Genomic DNA, 23,076 nt, shown 5'->3' with positions numbered 1-23,076 from the left:
CTGTCCTTGTCGTGTGAGTGAGAGGGGTGGAAAAAGGGGTGTTGGTCAGAGGACCTTGCTGAGGAAGTCCCGGGTCCGTTCGTGCTGCGGCTTGTCCAGCACTTCGGAGGGCGGGCCCTGTTCGACGATCTTTCCGCCGTCGATGAAGACGACCCGGTCGGCGATCTCGCGGGCGAACCCGATCTCATGGGTGACGATCACCAGGGTGGTGCCGCTCTTCGCCAAGTCCTTGATGACGGCCAGGACTTCACCCACCAGCTCCGGGTCGAGGGCGGAGGTGGGCTCGTCGAAGAGGATGACGCCGGGCCGCAGCGCGAGGGCGCGGGCGATGGCGACGCGCTGCTGCTGTCCGCCGGACAGCTGGCGCGGGTAGGCGGTCTCCTTGTCGGCGAGGCCGACCCGGTCCAGGAGTTCACGGGCGAGCCGTTGGGCCGCGTCCCGGTCCAGTTTCCCGGTCGCCACCGGGGCCGCGGCGACGTTCTCCAGCACCGTCAGATGCGGGAAGAGGTTGAAGTTCTGGAAGACGAACCCGATGTTGCTGCGCTGGGCCAGGATCGCCCGCTCGCTCAGCTCCTTGAGGTGTTCGCCCTGCTTGCGTACGCCGATGAGCTCGCCGTTGACGCTGACGTACCCGATCTCGGGCTTCTCCAGGTGGTTGACGACCCGGAGCAGGGTGGACTTTCCGGAGCCGGACGGCCCGAGGATGACCGTGACCTCGCCGGCCCGGACGGTCAGGTCGACACCGTCCAGGACCCGGTGGGTGCCGTACCACTTGTGCACGTCGTGGACCTCTACGGCGGCGGGCACGATCTGGAGGGTCTCGGTGGTCATACGGCGGCCTCCCTGCGGATACGGGCGCGCAGGTCGCTCACCGAGGCGCGCAGCTTCTGCAGCGGGGTCGGCGGCAGGGCGCGGGTGGCGCCCCGGGCGAAGTACCGCTCGACATAGAACTGCACGACGGAGACGACGGTGGTCAGGATCAGGTACCAGACGGTGACGACCAGCAGCAGCGGCACGATGTCGCCGGGGTAGGTGGCGCCCATGGTCTGGGCGGCGCCGAACAGGTCGAGCAGCGACACGTAGAACACCAGCGAGGTGGCCTTCACCAGGTCGATGAGCTGGTTGACGTAGTTCGGCGTGATGGAGCGCAGCGCCTGCGGGAAGACGACCTTGCGGAACTGGTAGCCCTTGGGCAGTCCGAGCGCTGCCGCCGCCTCGTGCTGGCCCTGGTCGACGGAGAGGATGCCGCCGCGGACCGCCTCGGCCGCGTACGCCGCCTGGTTGAGGCTCAGGCCGACGACGGCGACGACGATGTCGGTGGCGAGCCGGGACTCGTCGAAGCTGAAGAACGCCGGTCCGAAGGGAACGCCCACGCTGAGCGTCTGGTAGAGGGCGCTGAAATTGTAGAGGAAGAGCAGGATGACGATCAGTGGGATGGAGCGGAACGTCCAGATGTAGATCCAGCTGACCGCCCGCAGGACGGGGCTCTTGGAGAGCCGGGCCAGGGCGAGCAGGATGCCGCCGAGGAGACCCAGCACCGCGCTGTAGGCGGTGACTTCGAGCGTGACGAGCAGTCCGTCGAGGATCGTCGGCCGCAGGAACCAGTAGCCGAACCGGTCCCACTGGTAGAACGGATTGGTCACCAGGCCGTGCACGAACTGGGCCGCGAGGACCAGGACGACGGCGGTGGCGATCCACCGGCCGGGGCGGCGCTGGGGCAGAACGCGCTGGGCGGCAAAGGACTGTGACGGGGTGTCAGTAGCGGTCGGCGGTGCCTCGGTGAGGGACACGGCGGCGCCTGGGGGTTCGCTCATGGAGGGGCTCCGGCGGGAGTCGGATTCCCCGGGTACGGCGAACGAGGCGTGTCACGACCTGAGGGGCGTGACACACGAGGACGCACGGGCACCGGGGCTTGGTGGACAACGGCACACCGCAAGGGCGGTGTTCGTCTTCGGGGCGGGGCTGCGGAGGTGGAGAGTCAGCCCCGACAGCGGGCGCGGCCCGGTGCGGTACACAGTGCGCTGTTCACGCGGAGCAGATCGACGGCCCGGTCGGCGACGAGCAGGTCCACGTACGGCAGTACGCAGCCGTGGGAGCGGCGCGGGGCCGTCCTGGGGGCTGCGTACATGTCCGTCACCGTGTTCTTCCGGCCCGTCGGGCCCTCGCGCTTACCGATATGTCGTCGGTCCGGTCGTCACCTGGGGCACCCCACCGCGGAGCGAGGGTTGCCGGTCAGCAAGCCAGGGCTTTTCGCTGACGCTCATGACCGTTCTGGGGCGTAAGTTAAGACATGCGCCCGAACGGATGTCAACGCCGTTCCACCACGTGGGCGGTGTGCGCGGCCCAGTCCAGGATCTGTACGGCCGACCCGGCGGCCTCCAGGCCACGACAGCGGGCGTGGTGGCGGCGGGCGATGCCGTCGAGGTCGAGGTGGGCGCCGAAGGCTGGGTGGGCGGCCAACCGGCGTGCGTAGGACCAGAGTTCGGGGTGGTCGGCGATCCGCTGGACGGCGGAGGCGTCCAGGTGATGACGGTGCACGGTGTCGAGCTGCACCAGGGTGACCCACAACTCGACGTCGGCCGCGGTGATCTGATCTCGGATCAGGTACTCACGTCCGACCAGCCAGCGCTCCAGCGAGCCGAGGGTCTCCAGCAGCTTGTCGAGCGCGGCCGGGTCGCCGCCGGCCGATCCGGCGAGCTGGGCGGCCCCCTCGATGCCGTCCGCGCACAGCCGCTCTACGGCCTCGGTCTCCGACTCCGAGCCGCACGGGTACAGCACCGGCCGGTCGCCGCCGAAGCGACGGGCCAGGTCACGGGTGATGTCCGGGGCGTGGGTGCTGACGATGCGCCCCGACCAGTCGTCGCTGAGGACGGGTCCGGAGGCGGCACCGGTGTAGTGGTGGGCGCTCGCCTCGTACAGCGGGCGCAGTGCGGAGTGTCCGCCGTCGGGACAGTCGGGGACGGCGTCCAGGAAGGTCACGGGACAGGCCTCGGCGAGGCCGAGCAGGCTGTGCACGACGGCGATGCGCAGGCCGTCGGGACATGACGTCGACAGATGGAGCCGGTAGCGGCGCGGCACGGCGTAGTGCCCGCTGCGCGCGTCCCGGCCGATGCGGCCCCGGAAGGCGGGGAGGGGCTGCGCGATCGTGACGGGGGCGAGCGGAGTGACGGACATGGGTCTCCCTGGGTGTGGGCGCGCGGACGTACGCGCGGCGGAAGCGACGTCGGGCCGGAAGGAGGGGGGCGTGCCCGTGCCCGGCGGCACGGCGGACGCGACAGGGAACGGCGACCTGGTCAGCCGCGGGCGCGGATGGCGCTGCAGACCCGCTGGAGGTCGATGTGCCGGCGGGAGGTGAGAAGAGGCGACGGCCGAGACGTACGGCTCACTCGGCCGACGGCCGGTTCAAGGCGCCTCATGTTTCCCTACCTGTTCACTAGGATTCCCATCTGGAGTGTCGATCGAGTCGCGGTGGACGTCAAGAGGGCGTCCACAGGCCGGTCACCGGGCGGGGAGGGCGCCGTACGCTGACCCCTCATGGAACTGGTCTTCACCGGTCAGGTGATCGAATGGCGCGGCCCGGCCCCCTACTACTTCGTCCCCGTACCGGACGACGAGTCCGCCGACATCCGCGAGGTGGCGACGGCAGCCTCGTACGGCTGGGGAGTGATCCCGGTCGAGGCGAGCATCGGCGAGGCCACCTTCACCACGTCGCTCTTCCCCAAGGACGGCCGCTATCTGCTGCCGCTCAAGGCCGCCGTGCGCAGTCCGCGAAGCCTGACGACCGATGACGACGTGACCGTCCGGCTGACCGTCCTGCTCTGACGCCGAGGTCGGCAACTCCCTTCCCTCAAGGCTTACTTCACCCCTTGACGGAAATGGTCCATACCTTTAGGTTCCCGTTCTGCAACGCCCCCGTGTGACGCCCGCTCACCCCACGACACCCCCCTCAGGAGCGTCCCCACCATGCCCTTGTCTCTTCGCGTCGGCAGACTTCCGGTCCTCGCCGCGCTGCTGGCCGTCCTGACCGCACTGTTGACCGTGACCCCGGCGCACGCCGCCAGTGGGTCGATATCCGGGCTCGCCGGCAAGTGCGTCGACGTGGCGGGCGCGAGCAGCGCCAACGGCACCCCGGTACAGCTCTACGACTGCAACGGAACCGGCGCCCAGATCTGGTCCAACTCCGGTGACGGCACGCTCCGGGCACTCGGCAAGTGTCTGGACGTCGTCGAGCGGAGCACCGCCGACGGGGCCGCGGTCCAGTTGTGGGACTGCTCGGGCGGCGCCAACCAGCAGTGGGTGGTGAGCGCGGCGCGCGACATCGTCAACCCGGCCGCGAACAAGTGCCTCGACGTCCGCGACAACAACAGCGCCAACGGCACCCGGCTGCAGATCTGGACCTGCGCCGGCACGGCCAACCAGAAGTGGAACGCGCCCGCGAGCGGCGGTGGCGGCACCCCGTCCGGGTTCGTGGTCTCCGAGGCGCAGTTCAACCAGATGTTCCCGAGCCGGAACTCGTTCTACACCTACAGCGGGCTCGTCGCGGCCCTCAGCTCCTACCCCGGCTTCGCGAACACCGGCAGCGACACGGTGAAGAAGCAGGAGGCCGCCGCCTTCCTCGCCAACGTCAACCACGAGACCGGCGGCCTGGTGTACGTCGTCGAGCAGAACACCGCCAACTACCCCCACTACTGCGACTGGAGCCAGTCGTACGGCTGCCCGGCCGGTCAGGCCGCCTACTACGGTCGCGGGCCCATCCAGCTCAGCTGGAACTTCAACTACAAGGCGGCCGGGGACGCGCTGGGTCTCGATCTGCTGGGCAACCCCTGGCTGGTGCAGAACGACGCGTCCGTGGCCTGGCGCACCGGCCTGTGGTACTGGAACACCCAGACGGGACCCGGCACCATGACCCCGCACAACGCCATGGTCAACCAGGCCGGCTTCGGCCAGACGATCCGGTCCATCAACGGCTCCCTGGAGTGCGACGGCAGGAACCCGGCGCAGGTGCAGAGCCGCGTCGACGCCTACAACCGGTTCACCTCGATCCTCGGCGTCGCGCCGGGCGGCAACCTCTACTGCTGACAAGGAGCCGCTGTCATGCCCAAGTTGAGATCGTTCACCTCGGCACTCCTCGGCGCACTGGCCCTCGTCGTCGCCGTCCCCACGTCCGCCCACGCCAACGTCCTGACCCTGCTCCCGCAGAACGCCGACGGCCTGGAGCAGACCTACTCCCCGGCCTACGACTACGACGGCGACGGCTGCTACGCGACCGCCGCGATCGGCGCCGACGGCACCCTCAACCCCGGTCTGAAGCTGGGCGGCGACGTCAACGGCCACTGCCACGACCACGCCCAGCTCGCCAACGCCAACACCTACTCGCGCGCGAAGTGCGACAACGGCTGGTGCGCGGTGATGTACGCGAGCTACTTCGAGAAGGACCAGGCCACCCTCGGCCCGGCGGCCATCGGGCACCGGCACGACTGGGAGCACGTCGTGGTGTGGATCAACGGCGACCAGGTGCAGTACGTGTCCGTGTCCCAGCACAGCGGCTACCAGGTGGCCGCCCGCGGCTCCGTCCGCTTCGACGGCACGCATCCGAAGATCGTCTACCACAAGGACGGCGTGTCCACCCACTGCTTCCGCTTCGCCAACACCAACGACGAACCACCCGAGAACGCCACCGGCGGCTGGTTCTTCCCGCGCCTCGTCGGCTGGAACGGCTATCCGGCCGGCTACCGCGACAAGCTGCTGGGCGCCGACTTCGGCTCGGCCACCATCAAGATCGACGACGGTGACTTCCAGTACGCCCTCGGGCTCTCGAAGCCCTCCGGCATCCCCTTCGACCCGAACGCCTGAGACAGCCACCGGCAGACGAGGAGAGGGGCCCCGCGAGCTTTCGCCCGCGGGGCCCCTCTCCTGCCGTCGGGACGACAGGATTTGAACCTGCGACCCCTTGACCCCCAGTCAAGTGCGCTACCAAGCTGCGCCACGTCCCGGCCGCGATCGCCACGGGTGTTCCGTGTGAACGCGCAGGTAAACCCTACCGCACGCGCGCGGCCGATCCGACTGGCCAGACGTCAGCCCCGGGTGGAGACGGTTTCCGGGCGGGCCGGGGTGTTCACGGTGACCCTGCGTACGGCTCGCCCGACGGGGACGAGCAGCGCGGCCAGGGCCGCCCCGAGCAGCAGCAGCGCCAGCAGGGTGAAGCCATGGGTGTATCCGGACTCGTACGGCAGTCCGGAGGGCTGGAGGTGCCCGGTCACCAGGACGCTGGTGACGGCGGCGCCGATGGAGCCGCCGATGGTGCGGATGTTGGCGTTCATGCCGGTCGCGGCGCCCGTCTGGTCGGCCGGGACACTGCCCACGATCAGGTTGGCCATGGAGGCGAAGGCGAGCCCGACGCCGAGGCCGAAGAGGGCCGAGACAAGGGCGACCTGCCACTGCTCGTCGTGCCACAGGGCGAGGAGACCGACGGCCCCCGCACCCAGCGCGGCGCCCGTCACCAGCAGTGTCTTCGCGCCGACAACCGGCTCCAGCCGGCCGCCGACCACACCCGAGAGGAACATCGCCACCAGCATCGGCAGCATGAGGAGCCCGGCCGCCGTGACACTCGCGCCGAAGCCGTACCCGGCCGCCTTCGGCGTCTGGACGAAGCCCGGCAGGAAGGACCACAGGGCGTACATGCCCGCGCCGAACAACAGCGCCACGGTGTTGGTGGTCCACACGGCGGGCAGGCGCATCACCCGCAGATCGATCAGCGGCGTGCGGGAACGGGCCTCGGAGTACAGCCACAGCGCGAACAGGACCACGGCCAGGGCGAACAGGCCGATCACCCGCGCCGACCCCCATCCCCAGACGGCGGCCTGGCTGAGCGGCAGCAGCAGCGCGACCAGCCAGGCCGACAGCAGCCCGGCGCCGAGCCAATTGACGCTGCCCTCGGCCCGGTTGGGCGACTCGGGCACATACCGTACGGCGATCAGCGTGGCGACCGCGACGACACCGACCGGGATCCAGAACAACCAGCGGTAGTCGAGCGCGGAGACGATGGGTCCGGCGGCGACGATGCCGACGCCACCGCCGGCGGCGATCACGGCGGACAGGTTGCTGATGCTCCTGCTCACCTGCGACGGGGCGAACTCGTCCCGGATGATGCCGAAGGAGAGCGGGAACAGGGCGCCGCCGACGCCCTGGACGACCCGGGCCACGATCAGGACGCCGATGGTCGGCGCCAGCGCGGCCAGCAGACAGCCGACCGCCACGGTGACCAGGACGGCGACGAGGGTGCGCTTCTTGCCGATCAGGTCGCCGACACGGCCGAGGATCGGGGTGAAGATCGACGCGGAGAGCAGGTACGCCGTCATCACCCAGGTCGCGGTGGACTGCGAGGTGTGCAGGGCGTGCTGGACGGTCGGCAGGGCCGGCGCGATCAGCGACTGGAGCATGGCGAACACGCCCGCACCGGTCGCGAGGACCGCGAAGGTGAGGCGGGTGGAGTTGCGGGGCATGGAGAAGCCTCTCCGAGCACGGGGGTGTGCGGCCGGAGCCTCTTGGGAGCGGTCGCGGGAAGGATGGAGGAGGCACCTCGACTGCTAAAGTGGAGGTGCGCCTCCACTCTATCGGAGGCAACCCTCCGCTTCAACCCGTATCGGAGGCATACCTCCGCTTCACCCTCCGGGAGGCGTCCGTGACCACCCAGCCCTTCCCCGTCACCGAGCTGGTCGCGGCGCGCCGCCCCACCCGGAAGGACGCCGCCCGCAACTACGACGCGCTGCTGGCCGCCGCGCGGGAGGCGTTCGCCGAGCATGGCGCGGAGGCGTCGCTGGAGGACATCGCGCGGCGCGCGGGAGTCGGCATCGGCACGCTGTACCGGAACTTCCCGACCCGGCGGCAGCTCTTCGAGACGGTCTACGCGGACGAGGTCAACGCGCTGTGCCGGCTGGCGGTGGAGGTGGCGGACCGGGAGCCGTGGGAGGCGCTGACGGCCTGGCTCGACCGGTTCGCCGGATACATGGTGACCAAGCGGGCGGTGCGGGAGGCTCTCGACGGCGAGTCGGAGGTCTTCGTGGCGTGCCGGGAGTCGATGTACGCGGGTGGCGGGCCGCTGTTCGAACGGGCCCAGGAAGCGGGGGCCGTGCGGGAGGACATGGAGTTCGGGGATCTGCTGCGGATGGTCGCGGGGATCATGGCGACGGCGTTCGAGGACGAGGCGCAGCAGGTCCGGGTGCTGGGGATCGCGTTGGACGGCGTACGCATGCGGAAGGACCCGGGCGCCTGAGAGCTCGGGTCCTTCTCGCCGTTCGCGTGTGCGGGTTGTGGGGGTTGTTCGCGCCCACGCGGCGGAGCCGCGAATTGATACAGCCCCGCGCCCCTAGGCAGGTACAGGCACGCCTAGTTGTTCAGCTCGCTCCGTCAACTCACGCCATACCTTCGGGGCTACCGGGATGCCCTTCTCCCCTCGTTCCGCGGCCACCGCTGCGCTGCGCTCTCCCGGGTAGTAGACGCCCTCTTCGCTCGGGAGAGCCTTCAACGCCCCCAGCGTGCCGTCGACTGCCTCCACAAACGCATCCGCGTCACCGAAGGCCACCGGGTCGATCGCGATCAGCAGCGCGTTCTGGCGGTGCTTGCGGCCCTTCGGGTCGTCCGAGTGGAAGGACGTGAAGATCGGGGCGCCGACCAGGACGCTGGTGAGGAGTTCGAAGGCGAGGGACATGCCGGAGCCCTTCGCCCCACCCAGCGGGAGGGGCATGACCGCCAGCTCGGGGTCGGTCGTCGGGGTGCCGTCCGCCGTGGCGGCGGCGCCCTGCGGGAGCGGCGTGCCGCTCGCCTTCGCCTGGCGGATCTTGCCGAGGGCGATGGTGGCGGTGGCCATGTCGAGGAGCAGCGGGGCGTGGGTCCGGGCCGGTACGGCGATGGCGAGCGGACTCGTGGCCACCGCCGCGCCCTTGGCGCCCGTGTAGCCCATGTTGGGCATCCCGGCCACGAAGCCGAGGCCGACCAGGCCCTGTTCGGCGATCTTGGAGACGTAGTGGCCGATGGCACCGGTGTGGACGGTCTCGCGTACGCCCACGGTGGCGATGCCGGTCGTACGGGCCCGACGTACCGCCTCTTCCGCCGCCGCGCTCAGGGCCACCGGGCCCGGGGCGCGGTCGGCGTGGAGGACCGCGGCGGCGGGCGTGGTCGACTCGACCCTGATCTCGGGGGTGGCGTTCGCGACGCCCTTGGCGAGCAGGTCCAGATAGGCCGGGACCCGGGCGGTGCCGTGGGAGTCGACGCCGCGCTGGGCGGCCCAGACGAACACGTCGGCGGTGGTCCGGGCGTGCTCGGGACTCAGACCGCCCTTCTCCAGGAGGGCGGCGGCGAAGGTGCGCAGGTCATCGGCGGGGACGAGCACCTTCTGGGGAGTGGTGGACATGAAGGTCTCCTAGCGAGTGACGAGGACGTCGACGACCGCGGTCGTGCCCTCGGCCACGGACTTGAGGGCGCGCTCCAGCGCGGGGGTGAGTGCGTCCGGGGTGTCGACGGTCTCGGTGTGCAGGCCGAACGGCTCGGCGAACGCGGCCAGTCGGGGCAGGCGGTGCAGATCGGTGCCGAGCCACTCCCCCGTCTCCGCGGCGGCGCCCTCGGGGTAGAAGCGACGATGGTTGAGATTCATCGACTTGTAGACACGGTTGTTGAACACGACGATCAACAGCGGGAGTTCGTACGCCTTCGAGGCGTCGTACGACGGAATGACCGGGTTGTAGGTGAAGGCACCGTCGCCGATCGTGAGGACCACCGGGCGTTCGCGCGCGGCGAGTTTGACTCCCAGCGCCACCGCGATGCCCTGGCCCAGTCCGCCCTGGACATAGAAGTACGAGTCGGGCTCGGCGGTCTGGACGTGCCGCTTCACCACGCGGCTGTGGGTGATGGTCTCGTCGACGACGATCCCGTTCTGGCCGTCGAGCAGCTTTCGCAGGGTCGCGGCCACCAACACGGGGTCGACGCCCCCGACTTGAGAGGCGGCCCTCGACTCGGCCGCCGCGATCGCCTGCTGCTCGGCGGTGTGCCGTTCCTCCTGTGCCGACCGGCGGACCGCCACCGCGCTCGCGTCCAGATCCTTCGCCCGCTTCGTCAGCTGGCGCAGGGTGTTGGCGACGTTGCCCTCCAAGTAGCGGTCCGCGAAGAGGACTTGGTAGACGACGTGCGGGCGTTGCGGCACCTCGTCGATCACCACGATCGTCGCCTTCGAGGGACGGCGCGACGGCGGGTAGAACGGGGCGCGGCAGTTGACCAGGAGGATGAGGTCCGCCTCGTCCATCCAGGGGCCGATGTCGCTGCCGGCGTGCAGCGGGTGGGTGCGCGGGAAGTTGCCGCAGACCGCCGAGTCGGGCTCGACGACCGGGATGTTCCAGGCCTCGGCGAAGGCGACGAGGGCCTCGAAGCCGCCCGCCTCACGGCCGGCCGTCTCGGTGACGACGACCGGGTTCCTCGCCTCCCTGATCAGCTGCGCGACCGGGTCGACCTCCTCCGGTGAGCTGTGGGTGGAGCCGGGGGCGACGAGGGGCTTGGCCTCGCGCCCGTCCCACTCCTCCAGGAGGATCTCCAGCGGGATGTTGAGGTACGCCGGTCCCGCCGGCGCCCGCCAGGACAGTTCCGCCGCGCGGGTGACCATCGTCGGCAGCGTGTGGACGCTCGCCGCCTCGGTGGACCACTTGGTGAACGGCTGGGCCACGGAGTGCGGGCCGCCCACGATGGACAGGTTGCGGTACCACTGGCCGCCCGGGTCCTGACCGGGGCCGTCGCCGTAGGTGGTCGACTCCGAGGAGCTGACCACCATCGGGACCCCGGCGAGCAGCGCCCCGTGGACCGCCATCGAGCCCTGGAGGAGTCCGGGCGCCGCGTGCAGCAGCACCCCCTGGGGGCGGCGCCTGAGCAGGCCGTAGCCGGTGGCCATGCCGACCGCGACCGTCTCGTGGGTCAGGTCGAGGTACTCGGGGCAGGGCAGCCCGTCCCGGTGGCGGCGGGCCAGGGACTCCCACACCGGGGCCCATTCGGACCCCGAGGAGCAGAAGAGGTAGTCGGCGCCGACGGCGTTGAAGGCGGTGACGAGAGCGTCGCCGCCGTCGGCGCCGGGGGATGTGGTGGTGTCGGTCATCTCTCGTGTTTCCTCAGCCCTCGATCGGCCAGTTCAGGACCTCGGAGATACCGCGGCCCATGATCCATTCAAGCTCCTCGGGCGTGAAGTCCCAGTGCTTGGTGAACTGCTCGATCGTGTCGGTGTAGGTGATGCCGTGGCCGAGCAGGCGGGTGATGTCGGTGCCGTAGAAGCAGCGCTGCGGGCCCATCTTGTCGACCATCTCGCGCACGTACTTCTGGATGTTGTTGTTCGGGAAGGGCTGGGTGGAGTAGCCGGGCAGCGCCGAGACCTTGACGTAGATGTTGGGGTGGGCGGCCAGGTCGGCGGTCTCCGCGACCCAGTAGCCGATCGCGTCGTCCACACAGCGGGCCATGATGCCCATGTGGTCGATGATGATCTTCAGCTCGGGGTGCTTGGTGGCGATCTCGCCCAACTCCCGCTTCCAGATCGGCGCGTGGACCATCGTCGGGATGCCGAGCTCCTCGGCGATCGGCCAGTACCAGTCGTTGGTGCCGTCGATCATCCAGTTGCGGTCCTGCGGCCGGTGGAAGGTGAGCCGCGTGCCCTTCACATGCGGGTTCTGCGCGAAGTCCTTGAGCATGGCCTTGCCCTCTTCGGGCTTGTTCTGCGGGACGCGGGCCATGATGCCGAAGCGGTCCGGGTGCGCCTCGCACGCCTCCAGGGCGTAGTCGATGCGGTCGCCCTCCCAGGACGGCGGAAGGATCAGCGCGCGGTTGACGCCGGCCTCGTCCATCAGCTCCAGGGCCTCCTCGTAGGAGAAGGGGTCCTCGCGGTGACCGTTGAGGCGGATGCGTTCCCGCGCGCCGGGCACCCAGGGGCGGTCCGCGGACTCTTCCAGCCAGATGTGGATCTGTGTGTCGACAACGAACATCGTGGGACTCTTTCTCTTCGAAGGCGGGGGTGACGCTGTGGTGCGGGTGGAACGCTAGGCGGGTTCCGAGGCTCTGCGGAGCCCCTGGGAGCGCAAGCACTTGTTGCGCTCAAGTGCCCTCTCAGCAGGGCACTTTCAGCGTGCGAACACTGCATCGACGATGTGTTCCGCGATCGCCATCGAGGCCGTCGCGGCGGGCGAGGGCGCGTTGCGTACGGCGGTGATCCGGCCGGCGCCATGGATCCGGAAGTCGTCGACGAGGGTGCCGTCGCGGTCCAGCGCCTGGGCCCGTACGCCCGCTCCGCCGCGTACGACGTCCCCTACGCCGACGCCGGGGACGTAGAGCCCCGCGTCCTTCATGAAGGCCGCCGTGGACAGGGCGCCGCGGTACTCCTTGACGCCGGTACGCCAGTGCTGGGCCGCCATCCGCCAGGTGCCTGGGTAGGCGGCGATGCCCAGGAGGTCCTTCGGGGAGATCCTGCCGAGCGTGTAGCCCTCTTTGGCCAGGGCCAGGACGGCGTTCGGACCGACCTCCACCGAGCCGTCGACGCGTGGGGTGAAGTGCACGCCGAGGAAGGGGTAGCGCGGGTCGGGGACCGGATAGACGAGGCCCCGTACGAGGTGCGTGCGATCCGGCTTGAGGAGCATGTACTCGCCGCGGAACGGGATGATCCTCGGTTCCCGCTTGTCCTGGGCGAGTCTCGCCACCGCGTCCGACTGGAGGCCCGCGCACAGGATCAGCCGGTCGACCCTGATCCGCTCCTGGCCGGAGGCGACCTCGATGCCGCCCGGGACCTGGGTGATCGAGGTGACGGGGAAGCCCAGTCGCACCTCGCCGCCGGAGGCCTCGATGTCCCGGGCGAACTCCCGGGCGATCGCCTTGTAGTCGGTGATCGCGGTGCGTGGTGAGTGCAGGGCCGCGATACCGCCGGCGTTCGGCTCGATCTCCTTGATCTCGTCCCTGGAGACCCTGCGCAGATCGGGCACGTGGTTGTTCTTCGCCCGCTCGTAGAGGTTCTCCATACGGCCGAGTTCGTCGTCGCGGACCGCCATCACGAGCTTGCCGATCTCCTCGTACGGCAGCGCCCGTTCCTGGCAGTACTCCCGCAGCAGCGACACGCCCCGTACGCACAGGTCCGCCTTCAGGCTGCCCGGCGCGTAGTAGATGCCGGCGTGCACGACGCCCGAGTTGTGGCCGGTCTGGTGGACGGCGACTTCCTGTTCCTTCTCCAGCACCACGACCCGGGTGCCGGGGCGGCGCAGGGCGATCTCCCGGGCGGTGGCGAGCCCCACGATCCCGGCGCCGACGACGCCGACGGTCTCGTCAGCCACGCGCCGTCTCCCCGAAGTGGACGGCGACGGTCTTCACCCGGGTGGAGAAGCGGAGCACCTCGTCGCCCTGCTCCTTGTACGCCGTACCGGAGTCGCGGAAGCCGCCGAAGGGCAGGTGGACGTCCCAGCCGGTGGTGGTCGTGTTGACCGCGACCTGCCCGCACTCGGCCTCGTCGGCGAACCGGTACGCGTTGCCCAGGTCGCGGGTGAACACGGCCGCGGCGAGCCCGAAGTCGGAGTCGTTGACCGCGTCGACGGCCGCGCCGAAGTCGTCCACCGCGCGCAGGGCGAGGACGGGCCCGAAGACCTCCTCGCGCCAGATCGCCATGTCCGGGGTGACGTCGGCCAGCACGGTCGGCCGGACGTAACAGCCGTGCGGTCGGTCGGTGTCCGCCGTTCCGCCGGTGAAGAGGGTCGCGCCTTCCTCGATCGCCTGGTCGATGTCGGCGAGGACGCTGTCGCGCTGCCTCGGGCTCGACAGCGGGCACAGGGTCGTCGCCGGGTCGCTGCCCGGGCCGACCGTCAGCGCCTCGACCTCGGCGAGCAGGAGGCGGGCGAACGCGTCGTACACGGGCCGCTCGACGACGACCCGGCTGGTGGCGGTGCAGCGCTGGCCCGCCTGCCCGAAGGAGGCGGCGACCACGGCCTTCGCGGCGGCCGCCAGATCGGCGTCCCGCAGGACCACGGACGCGTTCTTGCCGCCGAGTTCGCCCTGGAAGCGGACGTTGCGGTCGGCGAGCCGGCGGCGGATGCGGTTGCCGACGGCGTTGGAGCCGGTGAAGGTGATGCCGGTGATCCGCGGGTCGTCGAGGAGGGCTTCCTCCAGCTCGGCCGTACGGCCCGTGACGACGTTCAGGACACCGGCCGGCAGGCCCGCGTCGTGCAGGGCGCGGGCGAAGTGCAGGCCGGAGACCGGGGTTTCGCCGGCCGGCTTGAACACCGCCGCGTTGCCGGCCGCGAGCAGCGGGGCGAGCTTGCGGGCCGGGGTGATCAGCGGGTCGTTCCACGGGCTGATCACCAGGATCACGCCGATGGGCTCGCGCTGCGTGTGCGTACGGTGGTTGGGGCGTACGTCGTGCAGCAGGGTGCCGTAGCCCTGGCGGCCCAGACCGGCGTAGTAGTCGAGGAAGTCGGCGGCCTTGAGGGTCTCGCCGCGGGCCTCGGCGCGCGTCTTGCCGTTCTCGGCGGTGACGTCGGCGGCGATCTCGTCCACGCGCTCGCGGATCAGCCGGGCCGCGTCGGTGAGGATCTGCGCCCGCTCGAAGGGGCTGGTGCGCTTCCAGTGGGCGAAGGCGCGCTCGGCGTGGTCGTAGGCGCGGGTGACGTCCTTGGCGGCGAGGGCGGGGACGCGGGCGAACGAGGTGCGGACGTCGGCCGGGTCGTGGACGTCGATCCACTCGCCGGTCGTCACCCACTCCCCGCCCGAGAGGGTTTCGAGAGTACGCATGTCGTTCACGACACCTCACGGGACGGTGATGGGACCAGCTCCGGGGCGGCAGACATTGCTTGCACTCCGTGCGAGCCGCTCATCAGGGCATTCATGGTGGGATCGGTGAGCCGGACGATCCATGAGGAGGAACCCGATGGCCTACGCAGTCATCGCCCGTTACCACTGCGCCGCCGCCGACGAGGCGACCGTGCGGGGTGCGTTGCTGAAGGTGCGCGAGCACACCCGCGCCGAGCCCGCGAACCTGGCGTACGAGGTGCACACGGAGGTGGGCGAGACCGGGAGTTTCGTCTTGTACGAGCAGTACGCCGACCAGGCGGGCTTCGAGGCGCACAAGGCCGCTCCGCACTTCACCGAGTTGATCGCGGAGACGGTGTGGCCGTTGCTCACGGAGCGTTCCGTGACATTCGCCGAGGTGCTCTGAGCGTTTGCTGGCTTGTGTTTCGTTGAGGGGCGCGGGTGCTCTGTGGCTTGTCGCGCACACGCGGCGGAGCCGCAAATTGACACAGCCCCGCGCCCCTCAAGGCCCTTTTAGAACTCGTTGCCCCAGACGTACCGGGCCAGTGTCTCGACCAGGACCAGCTTCTTGCGCTGTTCCTCTGTGGTGAGGAAGGGCCTGCTTGCCACGTCGGCGAAGCCTCTCGACGGGGACAGGGCCGCGTCCTCCAGGTCCTTGAGCTCGCCCACCGCGTCGATACGAGCCAGTACCGTGTCGAGGTCCTCCAGGTCGGGCACCGTCGCGTCGACCACGCCCAGGCAGACGTCCCGGTCCTCCGGCAGGGCCCTGATGAGGTCCAGCTCGGCCTCGGAGCCGTCCAGGAGGGGCAGGATCCAGCGGTCGGCCGGGATGCCCGCGTACAGCTTGTCCAGGCGCGCCCGGTCCACCTCCGCCGGGGCCGTCCAGCCGGGGCAGACGCCGATGCGTACGCCCTCGGGGCGCTCGTCGAGCCCTACCGCGAGCGCGTCGACCGCCAGCGCGTCCTCGTAGGACAGCGCCCCCGGATCGGCGTCGAGCAACAGCGGGTTGTTGAGCTGGATCAGGCGTACGCCCTTCGAGACCAGCAGCGCGATCTCCGTCGCGATGATCTCGGCCAGCGCCTCCCCCAACTCGCGTGCGGAGCCTGCGCCGAGGCCGGGCTGGAAGGTGGTGGCGGCCAGGTAGGCCGGGGACGGCAGCGAGACCTTCGGGGCGATCACCGTCAGCTCGGTGAGGCGGGTCGCCCAGTCCGCCACCAAGGGGCCGTTGGCCTTCGGGAGGGCCTCGGCCACCCAGCGGACCAAGCCCTCGGGCCCCGTCTCGTCCGTGCGGCGCAGACCTGACACCCCGTCAAGGACGGCGCTGCGGAAGTCCTCTCGGGGGAAGTCGCCGTCGGTGACGACCGTGGAGCGCAGTTTGCGCTGGAAGACCACCGCGTCCTGGACCGCCTGATCGGCGCCGGTCGCGTCGAGGTCGGTGGGCCGGACCAGGCTGCCGTGGTGGTCGATGCGGTAGTTGAAAGTGTCGGCCATGATGTCAGTTCCCTCCGCCCGCGACGCCCCACGCGGCGAACTCCAGTTCGTAGCCGAGGGAGTTGAGGACGTCCTCGGCGATCTGCTGGTCCTCGGCCGCGGTGCCGCCGGCGATGCCGAGGCCGCCGATGATCTCGCCGTCCTTCTTGATGGTGACGCTGCCCTCGGTGGCCATGATCGGCATCGCGGCGCCGGGGAGCTGGGAGAGCTGGGAGAAGAAGACGGGCTGGCTCTCCTGCCACTTCTTCAGCATCGTGCCGGGGCGCTGCATGACCGCCGCGGTGTAGGCCTTGGCGCGGGCGATGTCGGGGGTGAGGGGACGGGCGCCGTCGGGGCGGCGGATGGCGACGGGGAAGCCGCCGGCGTCGACCACGGCCACGCTCACCGCCTTGCCGATCGCCTGGGCGCGCTGGTGGGCGGCGTCGAGGATCTTCTCGGCGGCGTCCAGGGTGAGGGTGGTCATGCGGAGTCCTTCGGTGCGGTGAGGGTGCGGCGCAGGTGGGCGATCGCGGTGTTGTACGGTCCCGGCGTCTCCCAGTACATGGAGTGCGGGGCGCCTTCGACGATCTCCAGGTGTGAGCCGGGGAGCAGTTCGTGGGCGCGGGTCACGGTCTTCACGCTGAGCACCGCGTCCTTCTCGCCGGCGAGGAAGGCGACCCTGACGCCGGATGCCTGGATCTCCTCCAGGGAGGGGCCGTCGGTGTCGAGGTTGCGCAGGTCCTGCATCCGGGCGACGTTGAAGGTGCCCATCTGCTGGAAGAGGAAGGTCAGGTCGGCGCGGGTGGTCTGGAAATCCTTGGTCAGCAGCCGGTCGATGACGGGCAGCTGCACCGCCTCGGCGCGGTCCGCCGCGGCCAGTTCCCTCAGCTCGGGGTGGCTGATGCCGCCCAGGGAGTGGCCGAGGACGACCGAGGAGACGCGCTCCGGGCGCAGGAGGCCGGCGCGCAGGGCGGCGACGGAGCCGATGGACTGGCCGACGAGCATGGCGTCGGTGAGGTCTTCCTGGTCCAGGACGGCCACGACATCGCCGGGGAAGTCCTGGCCGTCGAACTCCGGCATGGACGAGTCGGACTTGCCGAAGCCTCGCAGGTCGATGGTGACGACGGTGAACTCGTCGCGCAGTGCGGCCACTTGCTGCCACCAGGCGGCGTGGTGGCCGCCGCTGCCGTGCACGAACAGGATCGCCGGACCGCTGCCGTGGCGCTCGTAGTAGATGGAGGTGCCGTCGGAGTCGGCAATGGGCATGGGGGTCAACTCCCGTGTACGCAGGCTCAGTTGGGGCGCTTGGCGTGGTAGACGAGTTCGATCATGGTGTGGTCGGGGTCGTGGATGTAGCAGAACTTGGACTGGTTCTCGGGGCGCTGGATCGGTCGGGTGTGGCGGATGCCCAGCTCCCCCAGGTGTGCGAGGAAGTCGTCCCAGTCGTCGACCTCGACGGCGAAGTGATAGGGCGCCATGCGCTCCATCTCCTCGACGGGGGTGAAGTGGAGGTCGAAGTTGCCCCGGGTCATCAGCACCACACGGGTGTTGGACTTGGGCATGATCCGCTTCATCCCGAAGACCTTGGCGTACCACTCCGCGGTGCGGTCGGGGTCGGTGGTGGGGAAGTTGACGTGGTGGATGTAGCGCGGTGCCGCGGTCATGGCTGATTCCCTTCGAGGTGTACGGGGTTGGAGAGCACGCCGATGCCGCTGATCTCGACGTCCACGGTGTCGCCCGGCTCCAGTTGGCAGGTCGACTCGGCGCCCGTCCAGAGCACGTCGCCGGGGTGGACGGTGAGGTGCCGGGTCATCTCGGCGAGGTAGGCGAAGGGGTCGAAGACCATGTCGCCGGTGGCGAACTCGGCGCGCTTCTCGCCGTTGACGCGCAGCGTGGTCGTCTGGGCGAGGGCGTCGACGTCCGTCTCGATCCAGGGGCCCATCGGCTTGAACGTGTCGCTGTTCTTGCTGCGCCAGAAGGTGCGGTCCTGGTGCTGCCAGGTGCGGGCGCTGACGTCGTTGCCGATCGTCCAGCCGAAGACGGCCTTGCGGGCCTCGTCGTAGGTGGCGTGACGCAGCGTGCGGCCGATGACGGCGACGAGTTCGGGCTCGGCCTCGAACCGCCCGGTGACCTCGCGCGGCTTGACGATCGGCGAAAGGTGCCCGGTGAGCGCGTTGTTGGCGCGGTAGCCGACCTCGGGGCGGTCCGGGGTGGCGACTCCGGCGTGGGCGATGTGCCGGGGGTAGTTCATGCCGACCGCGTAGAAGACGCCGGGCACGACCGGCGGCAGCCAGACGGCCGTCGCGCGCGGCACCGTGCCGATGACGTCGGGGGCGTCCTCCAGCGGGGAGCCGGACAGGAGCTCGACGTCAGTCTCCCCGACCCGGCCCCAGACCGGCCGTCCGCCGACCGACAGGCGTGCGTACCTCATGGCACCAGCAGATGGGAGACGCGCTTGGTGACCAGGTAGGCGTCCAGGGCCTCCGGCCCGCCCTCGCGGCCGTAGCCGCTCTCCTTCACCCCACCGGACGGCGCCTCGTGCACGGAGCCACCGCAGTGGTTGATCGAGAGGATGCCGGCCTCCAGCTCCGCCGAGAGCTTCTCGGCGGTGGCGGCGGAGCGGGTGAAGCCGTAGGCGGCGAGACCGTACGACAGCGCGTTCGCCCGCGCGAGGACCTCGTCCAGGTCGTTGAAGGGGACGATCGGGGCGACCGGCGCGAAGGGTTCCTCGTGCAGCAGCCCGGCGTCCTCGGGCACGTCGGTGAGGACGGTCGGCGCGAAGAAGTAGCCGGGGCGGTCGAGGGCGGCGCCGCCGGTCAGGACCTTGGCGCCGCGCGCGACGGCGTCGGTGACGAGCCGCTCCAGCGCCTTGAGGCGGCGCTCGTTGGCCAGCGGTCCCATCGTCGTGCCCTCGGCCAGTCCGTCGCCCACGGTCACCTCCTCGGCGGCCCGCACGAACTCGGCGGTGAACTCCTCGACGAGGCTCTCGTGGACGTAGAAGCGGCTCGGCGAGGTGCACACCTGGCCGGCGTTGGCGAACTTCGCCTGGGCGGCCCTGCGGGCGGCCCGCACGGGGTCGGCATCGGCACAGACGATCACCGGGGCGTGGCCGCCCAGCTCCATCAGGGAGGGCTTCATGACCTCTCCCGCCCTGGCCGCCAGCAGCTTGCCGACCGGGACCGAGCCGGTGAAGGCGATGAGCCGGGTGACAGGTGAGGCGATGAGGTGCGCGGAGACCTCGGCGGGCTCACCGAAGACGAGGTTGAGGACACCGGCGGGCAGGCCCGCGTCCTCGTAGCACTTGACGAGGGCCGCGGCGGTGGCGGGCGTCTCCTCGGAGCCCTTGATGATGATCGAGCAGCCCGCGGAGAGGGCCGAGGAGATCTTGCGGTTGGGGCCGCCGACGGGGAAGTTCCACGGTACGAAGGCGGCGACCGGGCCGATGGGCTCCCGCCGGACGGTCAGTACGGTGCCGGGCTCGGTCGGGATGATGCGGCCGTAGGCGCGGCGGGCGTCGTCGGCGTGCCAGCGCAGGGTGTCGGCGGTGCGGCGGGCCTCGCCGGTGGACTCGGAGAGGGGCTTGCCCTGCTCCAGGGTGCTGACGCGGCCGATCTCGGGGGCGCGCTCGGCGATCAGGTCGGCGGCGGCGTGCAGGATCGCGGTGCGCCGGGCGATCGGCGTGGCACGCCAGACACGGAAGCCCTCGTCGGCGGCGGCGAGCGCGCGGTCCAGGTCGGCGGTGGTGGCGAGGGGTACCTCGCCGATCACCTCCTCGGTGGCCGGGTTCACGATCGGGGCGGTACGTCCGGTGCCGCCCTGGCACCACTCGCCCGCTATGTACATGCGGACGGCGGGGTAGCCGTGGTCGGTCGTCATGGGTGGGTGCCCTCTCAAGAGGCTTCGTTGTCGCGGTTGGTGCGCAGGGCCCAGATGTGGTGGGGCGGGGTGGTGGCGTGGACGCGGGTCTCGTAGGAGTCGTCGACCCGGTCCATGTCGGCGGCGTACTCGACGCGGCCACCGCTCGGGGCGTGCAGGAAGCGGAAGACGTTGGAGCCGATGGTGTGCCGGCCGAGCCTGCGGGCCTCGCGCCAGCCGTGTTCGATCATGTGGTTGCCGCCTTCGACGACGTCGTCGAAGCCCGGCACCTCGTAGGCGATGTGGTTGATCCCGGCGCGGTCGGGGCGGTGGCAGAGCAGCGCGGTGTGCTGGTCGTCGTCGCCGGGGGCCTGCATGAAGACGCCCATGGGTTCGACGACGTCCGTGGGCCGGAAGCCGAGGCGGTCGGTGTAGAAGGCGACGGCCTCGTCCTTGCCGGGCTTGGGGATGTTCAGCGCCACATGGCACATCCGCAGCGGGCGGACCCGCTCGATCGGCTCCAGGGCGGTGTTCCACCGCTGCACGTCGCCCGGCGCGTTGGCGGGGCGTGGGGTGACCGGTGCCGGTTTCGGGCGGGCCAGCGTCAGTCCGACGCCGAAGCCCGTCTCGTCGACCGTGTGGTGGACGCCGTCGGCGCTCGCGCGGACCTCGCGGTCCTTGCCGGCGGCGGCGACGATCCGGTCCAGCTCCTCCTGGGTGTCGACGCCCCACACGACCTCGCGCAGGGTGGGCCCGTCCTCCACCGGGGGCGGCAGCAGCGGGCTCGGCCAGGCGTCGAGGTGGAGGGTCTGCCCGGTGAGCGTCTCGAACACCGCGTGGTCGTCGGTCCGCTCCACCAGGAACAGTCCGAAATCGTCGTAGAACCGGACGCATTCGTCGAGGTCGTCAATGCTGTAGATGACCGATTCGATTCTCTGGATTCCCATGGATTCCTCGTTTCCGGGTCGCCTCGTGAGCGTAGGTTTCGCCGCTGGGCAGCCTCAATGGGCCGAGCCGCACGAGGTGCGCAATCGTTTCTTGCAGTCAGGACCGGATGGCCGGAATGGGGTTCTGGGAGAACCACTCGGCGAGGAAGTCCAGGAAGACGCTGACCTTGCGGGGCGTGTCCTGCCCGGGGCCGTAGATCGCGTACAGCGGGCGATCCGGGACCGCCAGCTCCGGCAGCAGCACCTGGAGGGCGCCGGAGACGAGGTCGTCGTAGGCCGGGCGCTGCGGGAGCAGGGCGATGCCGCGGCCGTGGACGGCGGCCTTCTGTAGCGCGATGTAGGAGTTGGACGAGAACGCGATGTTGCGGATCTTGTGCAGGGTGCTCGCGTGGCCGTGGCCGATGCGCCAGACCGGGTCGTTGACGTGGACCAGGCAGTCGTGGCCGGCGAGGTCGTTGGGGTGGGTGAGCGCCCCGTGCCGCTCGATGTACGCCTCGGAGGCGCACAGGACGAACGGCAGGGACGAGATCTTCTTCAGACGGACGCTCGAATCCCGGAGATCCCGGGTGTGGAATGCGATGTCGAATCCGCTGTCCAGAAAGTCGTACGTCCGGTCCGACATACCGCCGAGCTCGAAACGCACCTGGATTTTGGGATAGGCGGCGGAGAACGCCGCTATGGCATCGCCGAGATCCAGGCTGCCTATCCATTTCGGACAGATGATGCTGAGCGTTCCCTCGGCGCGGTCGTGCGACTGCGCGATTCCCGCGTCCTCGGCCTCGATCTCGTCGAGGATGCGGGCGGCGAACTCGGCGTACCGCTGGCCCGGCTCGGTGAGGCTCACCGAGCGGGCCGTACGGTTGACCAGTCGGACGCCCACCTGCCGTTCCAGCTCGGCGACGTGCCGGGACACCAGCGAGCCGGAGGAGCCCAGCTTCTTGGCGGCTCCGCTGAAGCTGCCCACCTGTGCGACGGTGACGAAGCTGTGCATGAGGAGCAGGCGGTCCATGGGTGGCTCCTTACTTGGGGCAGTACTGCGGCGCTTCGTCCACGTTGTCCTTGGTGACCAAGACAAGAGGAATGTTGGCAATCTTGTCAACGGTCTTGTCCTTGTTGAGCAGGGCGATCGTGTTCTTGACCGCTGTCTGCCCGATGGTCATCGCCGAGTTCGCGACGGTCGCGGAGAGCTCTCCGCTCTTCACCGCGGCGACGCCGTCCTCGGTGCCGTTGACGCTGACGATCTTCACGTCCTTGGCGCCGGCCGTGTCGAAGGCCTTGCGGACCGCGAAGGCCATCTCCTCGTTGGCGACGAAGGCGTAGTCGAGGTCCGGGTGTGCCTGGATCATGTTCTCGGCGACGTCCTGGGCCTTCGCCGGGTTGAACATGCCCGGCTGGTTGGCGACCACCTTCGCGGTGTCCGGCAGGGCGTCCTTGAAGCCGCCCACCAGCAGGTCGGAGGCGGCACCGGGCGCACCGGCGACGATCCCGACCTTGACGTCCTTGCCGGCCGCGTCCTTCTCGATCCAGTCGGCGTCCAGCGCGCCGACCTGCTTGAGGTCGACCTTGGCGACCCCGAGGACGTCGGACATGTCGTCGGTGGCGACGGAGGTGAGGAAGACCGGGATGCCGGCGCTCTTGGCCTTGGCTATGTCGCCTTCCAGGGCGTCGACGTTGACGGTCTGGACGATGAGGGCGTCCACGTTGCGGGAGATCATGTCCTCGATGTTGGACAGCTCGGTTCCGGCGTCCTGCTTGGAGTTGGCCGAGTAGAGCTTGGCGTCCTCGGCCTTGGCCGTCTGTTCCACGGACTTCAGCAGACAGGTGTGGAAGTGGGTGGCGGCGCCGTTGACGAAGCCGAGGGTGACCGCGCCGTCGGCGGCGCCCGAGGCGTCGTCCTCGGTACCGCAGCCGGAGAGCATCAGCGCGGCGGCGCCGAGGAGGGAGACCGCGGCGGCACGGCGCCTGCGGGGAGTGCGGATCATGGGTACGCCTTTCCTGCAAC

25 protein-coding genes, 1 tRNA gene and 1 riboswitch are annotated in these 23,076 nt (G+C 70.1%); of the genes, 5 read left to right on the top strand and 21 right to left on the bottom strand.

The genetic code is table 11. The annotated features are described in order from the left end of the window. Positions 1-45 precede the first annotated feature (45 nt). From ACIHIX_RS35515 to ACIHIX_RS35495, 5 genes are all read right to left on the bottom strand, one after another. The gene (locus ACIHIX_RS35515; RefSeq protein WP_399963584.1) at positions 46-831 is read right to left on the bottom strand and encodes an amino acid ABC transporter ATP-binding protein; all 786 of its coding nucleotides are present in this window, start codon (positions 829-831) and stop codon (positions 46-48) included. Then, on the bottom strand, positions 828-1,814 hold the full coding sequence (locus ACIHIX_RS35510; protein ID WP_399963583.1) for an amino acid ABC transporter permease: 987 nt from the start codon (positions 1,812-1,814) through the stop codon (positions 828-830). The genes ACIHIX_RS35515 and ACIHIX_RS35510 overlap by 4 nt, the downstream gene beginning before the upstream one ends. 164 nt (positions 1,815-1,978) lie before the next feature. Then, positions 1,979-2,128: a hypothetical protein gene (locus tag ACIHIX_RS35505; RefSeq protein ID WP_159059550.1), complete on the bottom strand. Its 150-nt coding sequence runs from the start codon at positions 2,126-2,128 to the stop codon at positions 1,979-1,981. Positions 2,129-2,159: 31 nt separating this feature from the next. After that, positions 2,160-2,268, bottom strand: a riboswitch (SAM riboswitch). Positions 2,269-2,307: 39 nt separating this feature from the next. Beyond that, positions 2,308-3,174 (bottom strand): glutathione S-transferase C-terminal domain-containing protein, encoded by an 867-nt coding sequence (locus tag ACIHIX_RS35500; RefSeq protein WP_399963581.1) that lies wholly within the window; start codon positions 3,172-3,174, stop codon positions 2,308-2,310. A 119-nt stretch (positions 3,175-3,293) separates the two neighbouring features. After that, positions 3,294-3,416, bottom strand: coding sequence for a putative leader peptide (locus tag ACIHIX_RS35495; RefSeq protein ID WP_399963579.1), 123 nt, complete (start codon positions 3,414-3,416; stop codon positions 3,294-3,296). A 118-nt stretch (positions 3,417-3,534) separates the two neighbouring features. Between ACIHIX_RS35495 and ACIHIX_RS35490 the strand changes: the two genes are divergently transcribed. The 3 genes from ACIHIX_RS35490 (at position 3,535) to ACIHIX_RS35480 (ending at position 5,853) form a co-directional block, all read left to right on the top strand. After that, complete coding sequence (locus tag ACIHIX_RS35490; RefSeq protein ID WP_399963577.1) at positions 3,535-3,822, top strand: DUF1905 domain-containing protein; 288 nt, start codon at positions 3,535-3,537, stop codon at positions 3,820-3,822. A 141-nt stretch (positions 3,823-3,963) separates the two neighbouring features. Continuing rightward, positions 3,964-5,079 (top strand): glycoside hydrolase family 19 protein, encoded by a 1,116-nt coding sequence (locus tag ACIHIX_RS35485; RefSeq protein WP_399963575.1) that lies wholly within the window; start codon positions 3,964-3,966, stop codon positions 5,077-5,079. 15 nt (positions 5,080-5,094) lie between these two features. Then, complete coding sequence (locus tag ACIHIX_RS35480) at positions 5,095-5,853, top strand: NPP1 family protein (RefSeq protein ID WP_399963573.1); 759 nt, start codon at positions 5,095-5,097, stop codon at positions 5,851-5,853. A gap of 66 nt (positions 5,854-5,919) precedes the next feature. On the opposite strand, the gene ACIHIX_RS35475 is transcribed toward ACIHIX_RS35480, so the two are convergent. Continuing rightward, positions 5,920-5,993 (bottom strand) — tRNA-Pro (locus tag ACIHIX_RS35475). An 81-nt stretch (positions 5,994-6,074) separates the two neighbouring features. Next, positions 6,075-7,502 (bottom strand): MFS transporter, encoded by a 1,428-nt coding sequence (locus tag ACIHIX_RS35470; protein WP_399963571.1) that lies wholly within the window; start codon positions 7,500-7,502, stop codon positions 6,075-6,077. Between the two features lie 179 nt (positions 7,503-7,681). On the opposite strand from ACIHIX_RS35470, the gene ACIHIX_RS35465 reads away from it, so the two are divergent. Then, entirely contained in the window at positions 7,682-8,272 is a 591-nt protein-coding gene (locus ACIHIX_RS35465) for a TetR/AcrR family transcriptional regulator (protein WP_399963569.1), read from the top strand. A 93-nt stretch (positions 8,273-8,365) separates the two neighbouring features. Here the strand turns inward: ACIHIX_RS35465 and ACIHIX_RS35460 are convergent, their stop codons facing one another. The 5 genes from ACIHIX_RS35460 to ACIHIX_RS35440 form a co-directional block, all read right to left on the bottom strand. Continuing rightward, positions 8,366-9,409 (bottom strand): Ldh family oxidoreductase, encoded by a 1,044-nt coding sequence (locus tag ACIHIX_RS35460; protein ID WP_399963567.1) that lies wholly within the window; start codon positions 9,407-9,409, stop codon positions 8,366-8,368. Positions 9,410-9,418: 9 nt separating this feature from the next. Then, positions 9,419-11,131 carry a thiamine pyrophosphate-dependent enzyme gene (locus ACIHIX_RS35455; protein WP_399963565.1) on the bottom strand — a complete coding sequence of 571 codons (1,713 nt, stop codon included), beginning with the start codon at positions 11,129-11,131 and terminating at the stop codon, positions 9,419-9,421. Between the two features lie 13 nt (positions 11,132-11,144). After that, positions 11,145-12,005: an amidohydrolase family protein gene (locus ACIHIX_RS35450; protein WP_399963563.1), complete on the bottom strand. Its 861-nt coding sequence runs from the start codon at positions 12,003-12,005 to the stop codon at positions 11,145-11,147. A gap of 135 nt (positions 12,006-12,140) precedes the next feature. After that, positions 12,141-13,337, bottom strand: a complete 1,197-nt coding sequence (gene lhgO / locus ACIHIX_RS35445) for an L-2-hydroxyglutarate oxidase (RefSeq protein WP_399963562.1) — start codon at positions 13,335-13,337, stop codon at positions 12,141-12,143. Next, positions 13,330-14,784, bottom strand: a complete 1,455-nt coding sequence (locus ACIHIX_RS35440; protein WP_399963560.1) for an aldehyde dehydrogenase family protein — start codon at positions 14,782-14,784, stop codon at positions 13,330-13,332. Before ACIHIX_RS35440 ends, lhgO begins: the two co-directional genes overlap by 8 nt. Positions 14,785-14,920: 136 nt before the next feature. On the opposite strand from ACIHIX_RS35440, the gene ACIHIX_RS35435 reads away from it, so the two are divergent. Further along, positions 14,921-15,208 carry a putative quinol monooxygenase gene (locus tag ACIHIX_RS35435; protein ID WP_399963558.1) on the top strand — a complete coding sequence of 96 codons (288 nt, stop codon included), beginning with the start codon at positions 14,921-14,923 and terminating at the stop codon, positions 15,206-15,208. Positions 15,209-15,315: 107 nt separating this feature from the next. Here the strand turns inward: ACIHIX_RS35435 and ACIHIX_RS35430 are convergent, their stop codons facing one another. The 9 genes from ACIHIX_RS35430 to ACIHIX_RS35390 form a co-directional block, all read right to left on the bottom strand. After that, positions 15,316-16,293 (bottom strand): methionine synthase II (cobalamin-independent)-like protein, encoded by a 978-nt coding sequence (locus tag ACIHIX_RS35430; protein WP_399963556.1) that lies wholly within the window; start codon positions 16,291-16,293, stop codon positions 15,316-15,318. A 4-nt stretch (positions 16,294-16,297) separates the two neighbouring features. Continuing rightward, a complete protein-coding gene (locus ACIHIX_RS35425) occupies positions 16,298-16,756 on the bottom strand; it encodes a heme-binding protein (protein WP_399963554.1) in 459 nt (152 codons plus the stop codon). After that, positions 16,753-17,538 (bottom strand): alpha/beta fold hydrolase, encoded by a 786-nt coding sequence (locus ACIHIX_RS35420; RefSeq protein ID WP_399963552.1) that lies wholly within the window; start codon positions 17,536-17,538, stop codon positions 16,753-16,755. Before ACIHIX_RS35420 ends, ACIHIX_RS35425 begins: the two co-directional genes overlap by 4 nt. Before the next feature lie 26 nt (positions 17,539-17,564). Next, positions 17,565-17,936 (bottom strand): VOC family protein, encoded by a 372-nt coding sequence (locus ACIHIX_RS35415; RefSeq protein ID WP_399963550.1) that lies wholly within the window; start codon positions 17,934-17,936, stop codon positions 17,565-17,567. Further along, positions 17,933-18,703, bottom strand: coding sequence for a fumarylacetoacetate hydrolase family protein (locus ACIHIX_RS35410; protein WP_399963548.1), 771 nt, complete (start codon positions 18,701-18,703; stop codon positions 17,933-17,935). Before ACIHIX_RS35410 ends, ACIHIX_RS35415 begins: the two co-directional genes overlap by 4 nt. Then, on the bottom strand, positions 18,700-20,148 hold the full coding sequence (locus tag ACIHIX_RS35405) for an NAD-dependent succinate-semialdehyde dehydrogenase (RefSeq protein ID WP_399963546.1): 1,449 nt from the start codon (positions 20,146-20,148) through the stop codon (positions 18,700-18,702). Before ACIHIX_RS35405 ends, ACIHIX_RS35410 begins: the two co-directional genes overlap by 4 nt. Before the next feature lie 14 nt (positions 20,149-20,162). After that, entirely contained in the window at positions 20,163-21,074 is a 912-nt protein-coding gene (locus ACIHIX_RS35400) for a VOC family protein (RefSeq protein ID WP_399963544.1), read from the bottom strand. Positions 21,075-21,171: 97 nt separating this feature from the next. Then, positions 21,172-22,083 carry a LysR family transcriptional regulator gene (locus ACIHIX_RS35395; protein WP_399963542.1) on the bottom strand — a complete coding sequence of 304 codons (912 nt, stop codon included), beginning with the start codon at positions 22,081-22,083 and terminating at the stop codon, positions 21,172-21,174. Between the two features lie 10 nt (positions 22,084-22,093). Further along, positions 22,094-23,056, bottom strand: coding sequence for a sugar ABC transporter substrate-binding protein (locus ACIHIX_RS35390; protein WP_399963540.1), 963 nt, complete (start codon positions 23,054-23,056; stop codon positions 22,094-22,096). Positions 23,057-23,076: the final 20 nt, after the last annotated feature.

Origin of the sequence: Streptomyces sp. NPDC051913, assembly GCF_044593635.1 — a bacterium.
Lineage (GTDB): Bacteria > Actinomycetota > Actinomycetes > Streptomycetales > Streptomycetaceae > Streptomyces.
The sequence above is the reverse complement of the archived record's forward strand: the minus strand, read 5'-3'. Positions and strand labels throughout refer to the sequence as shown.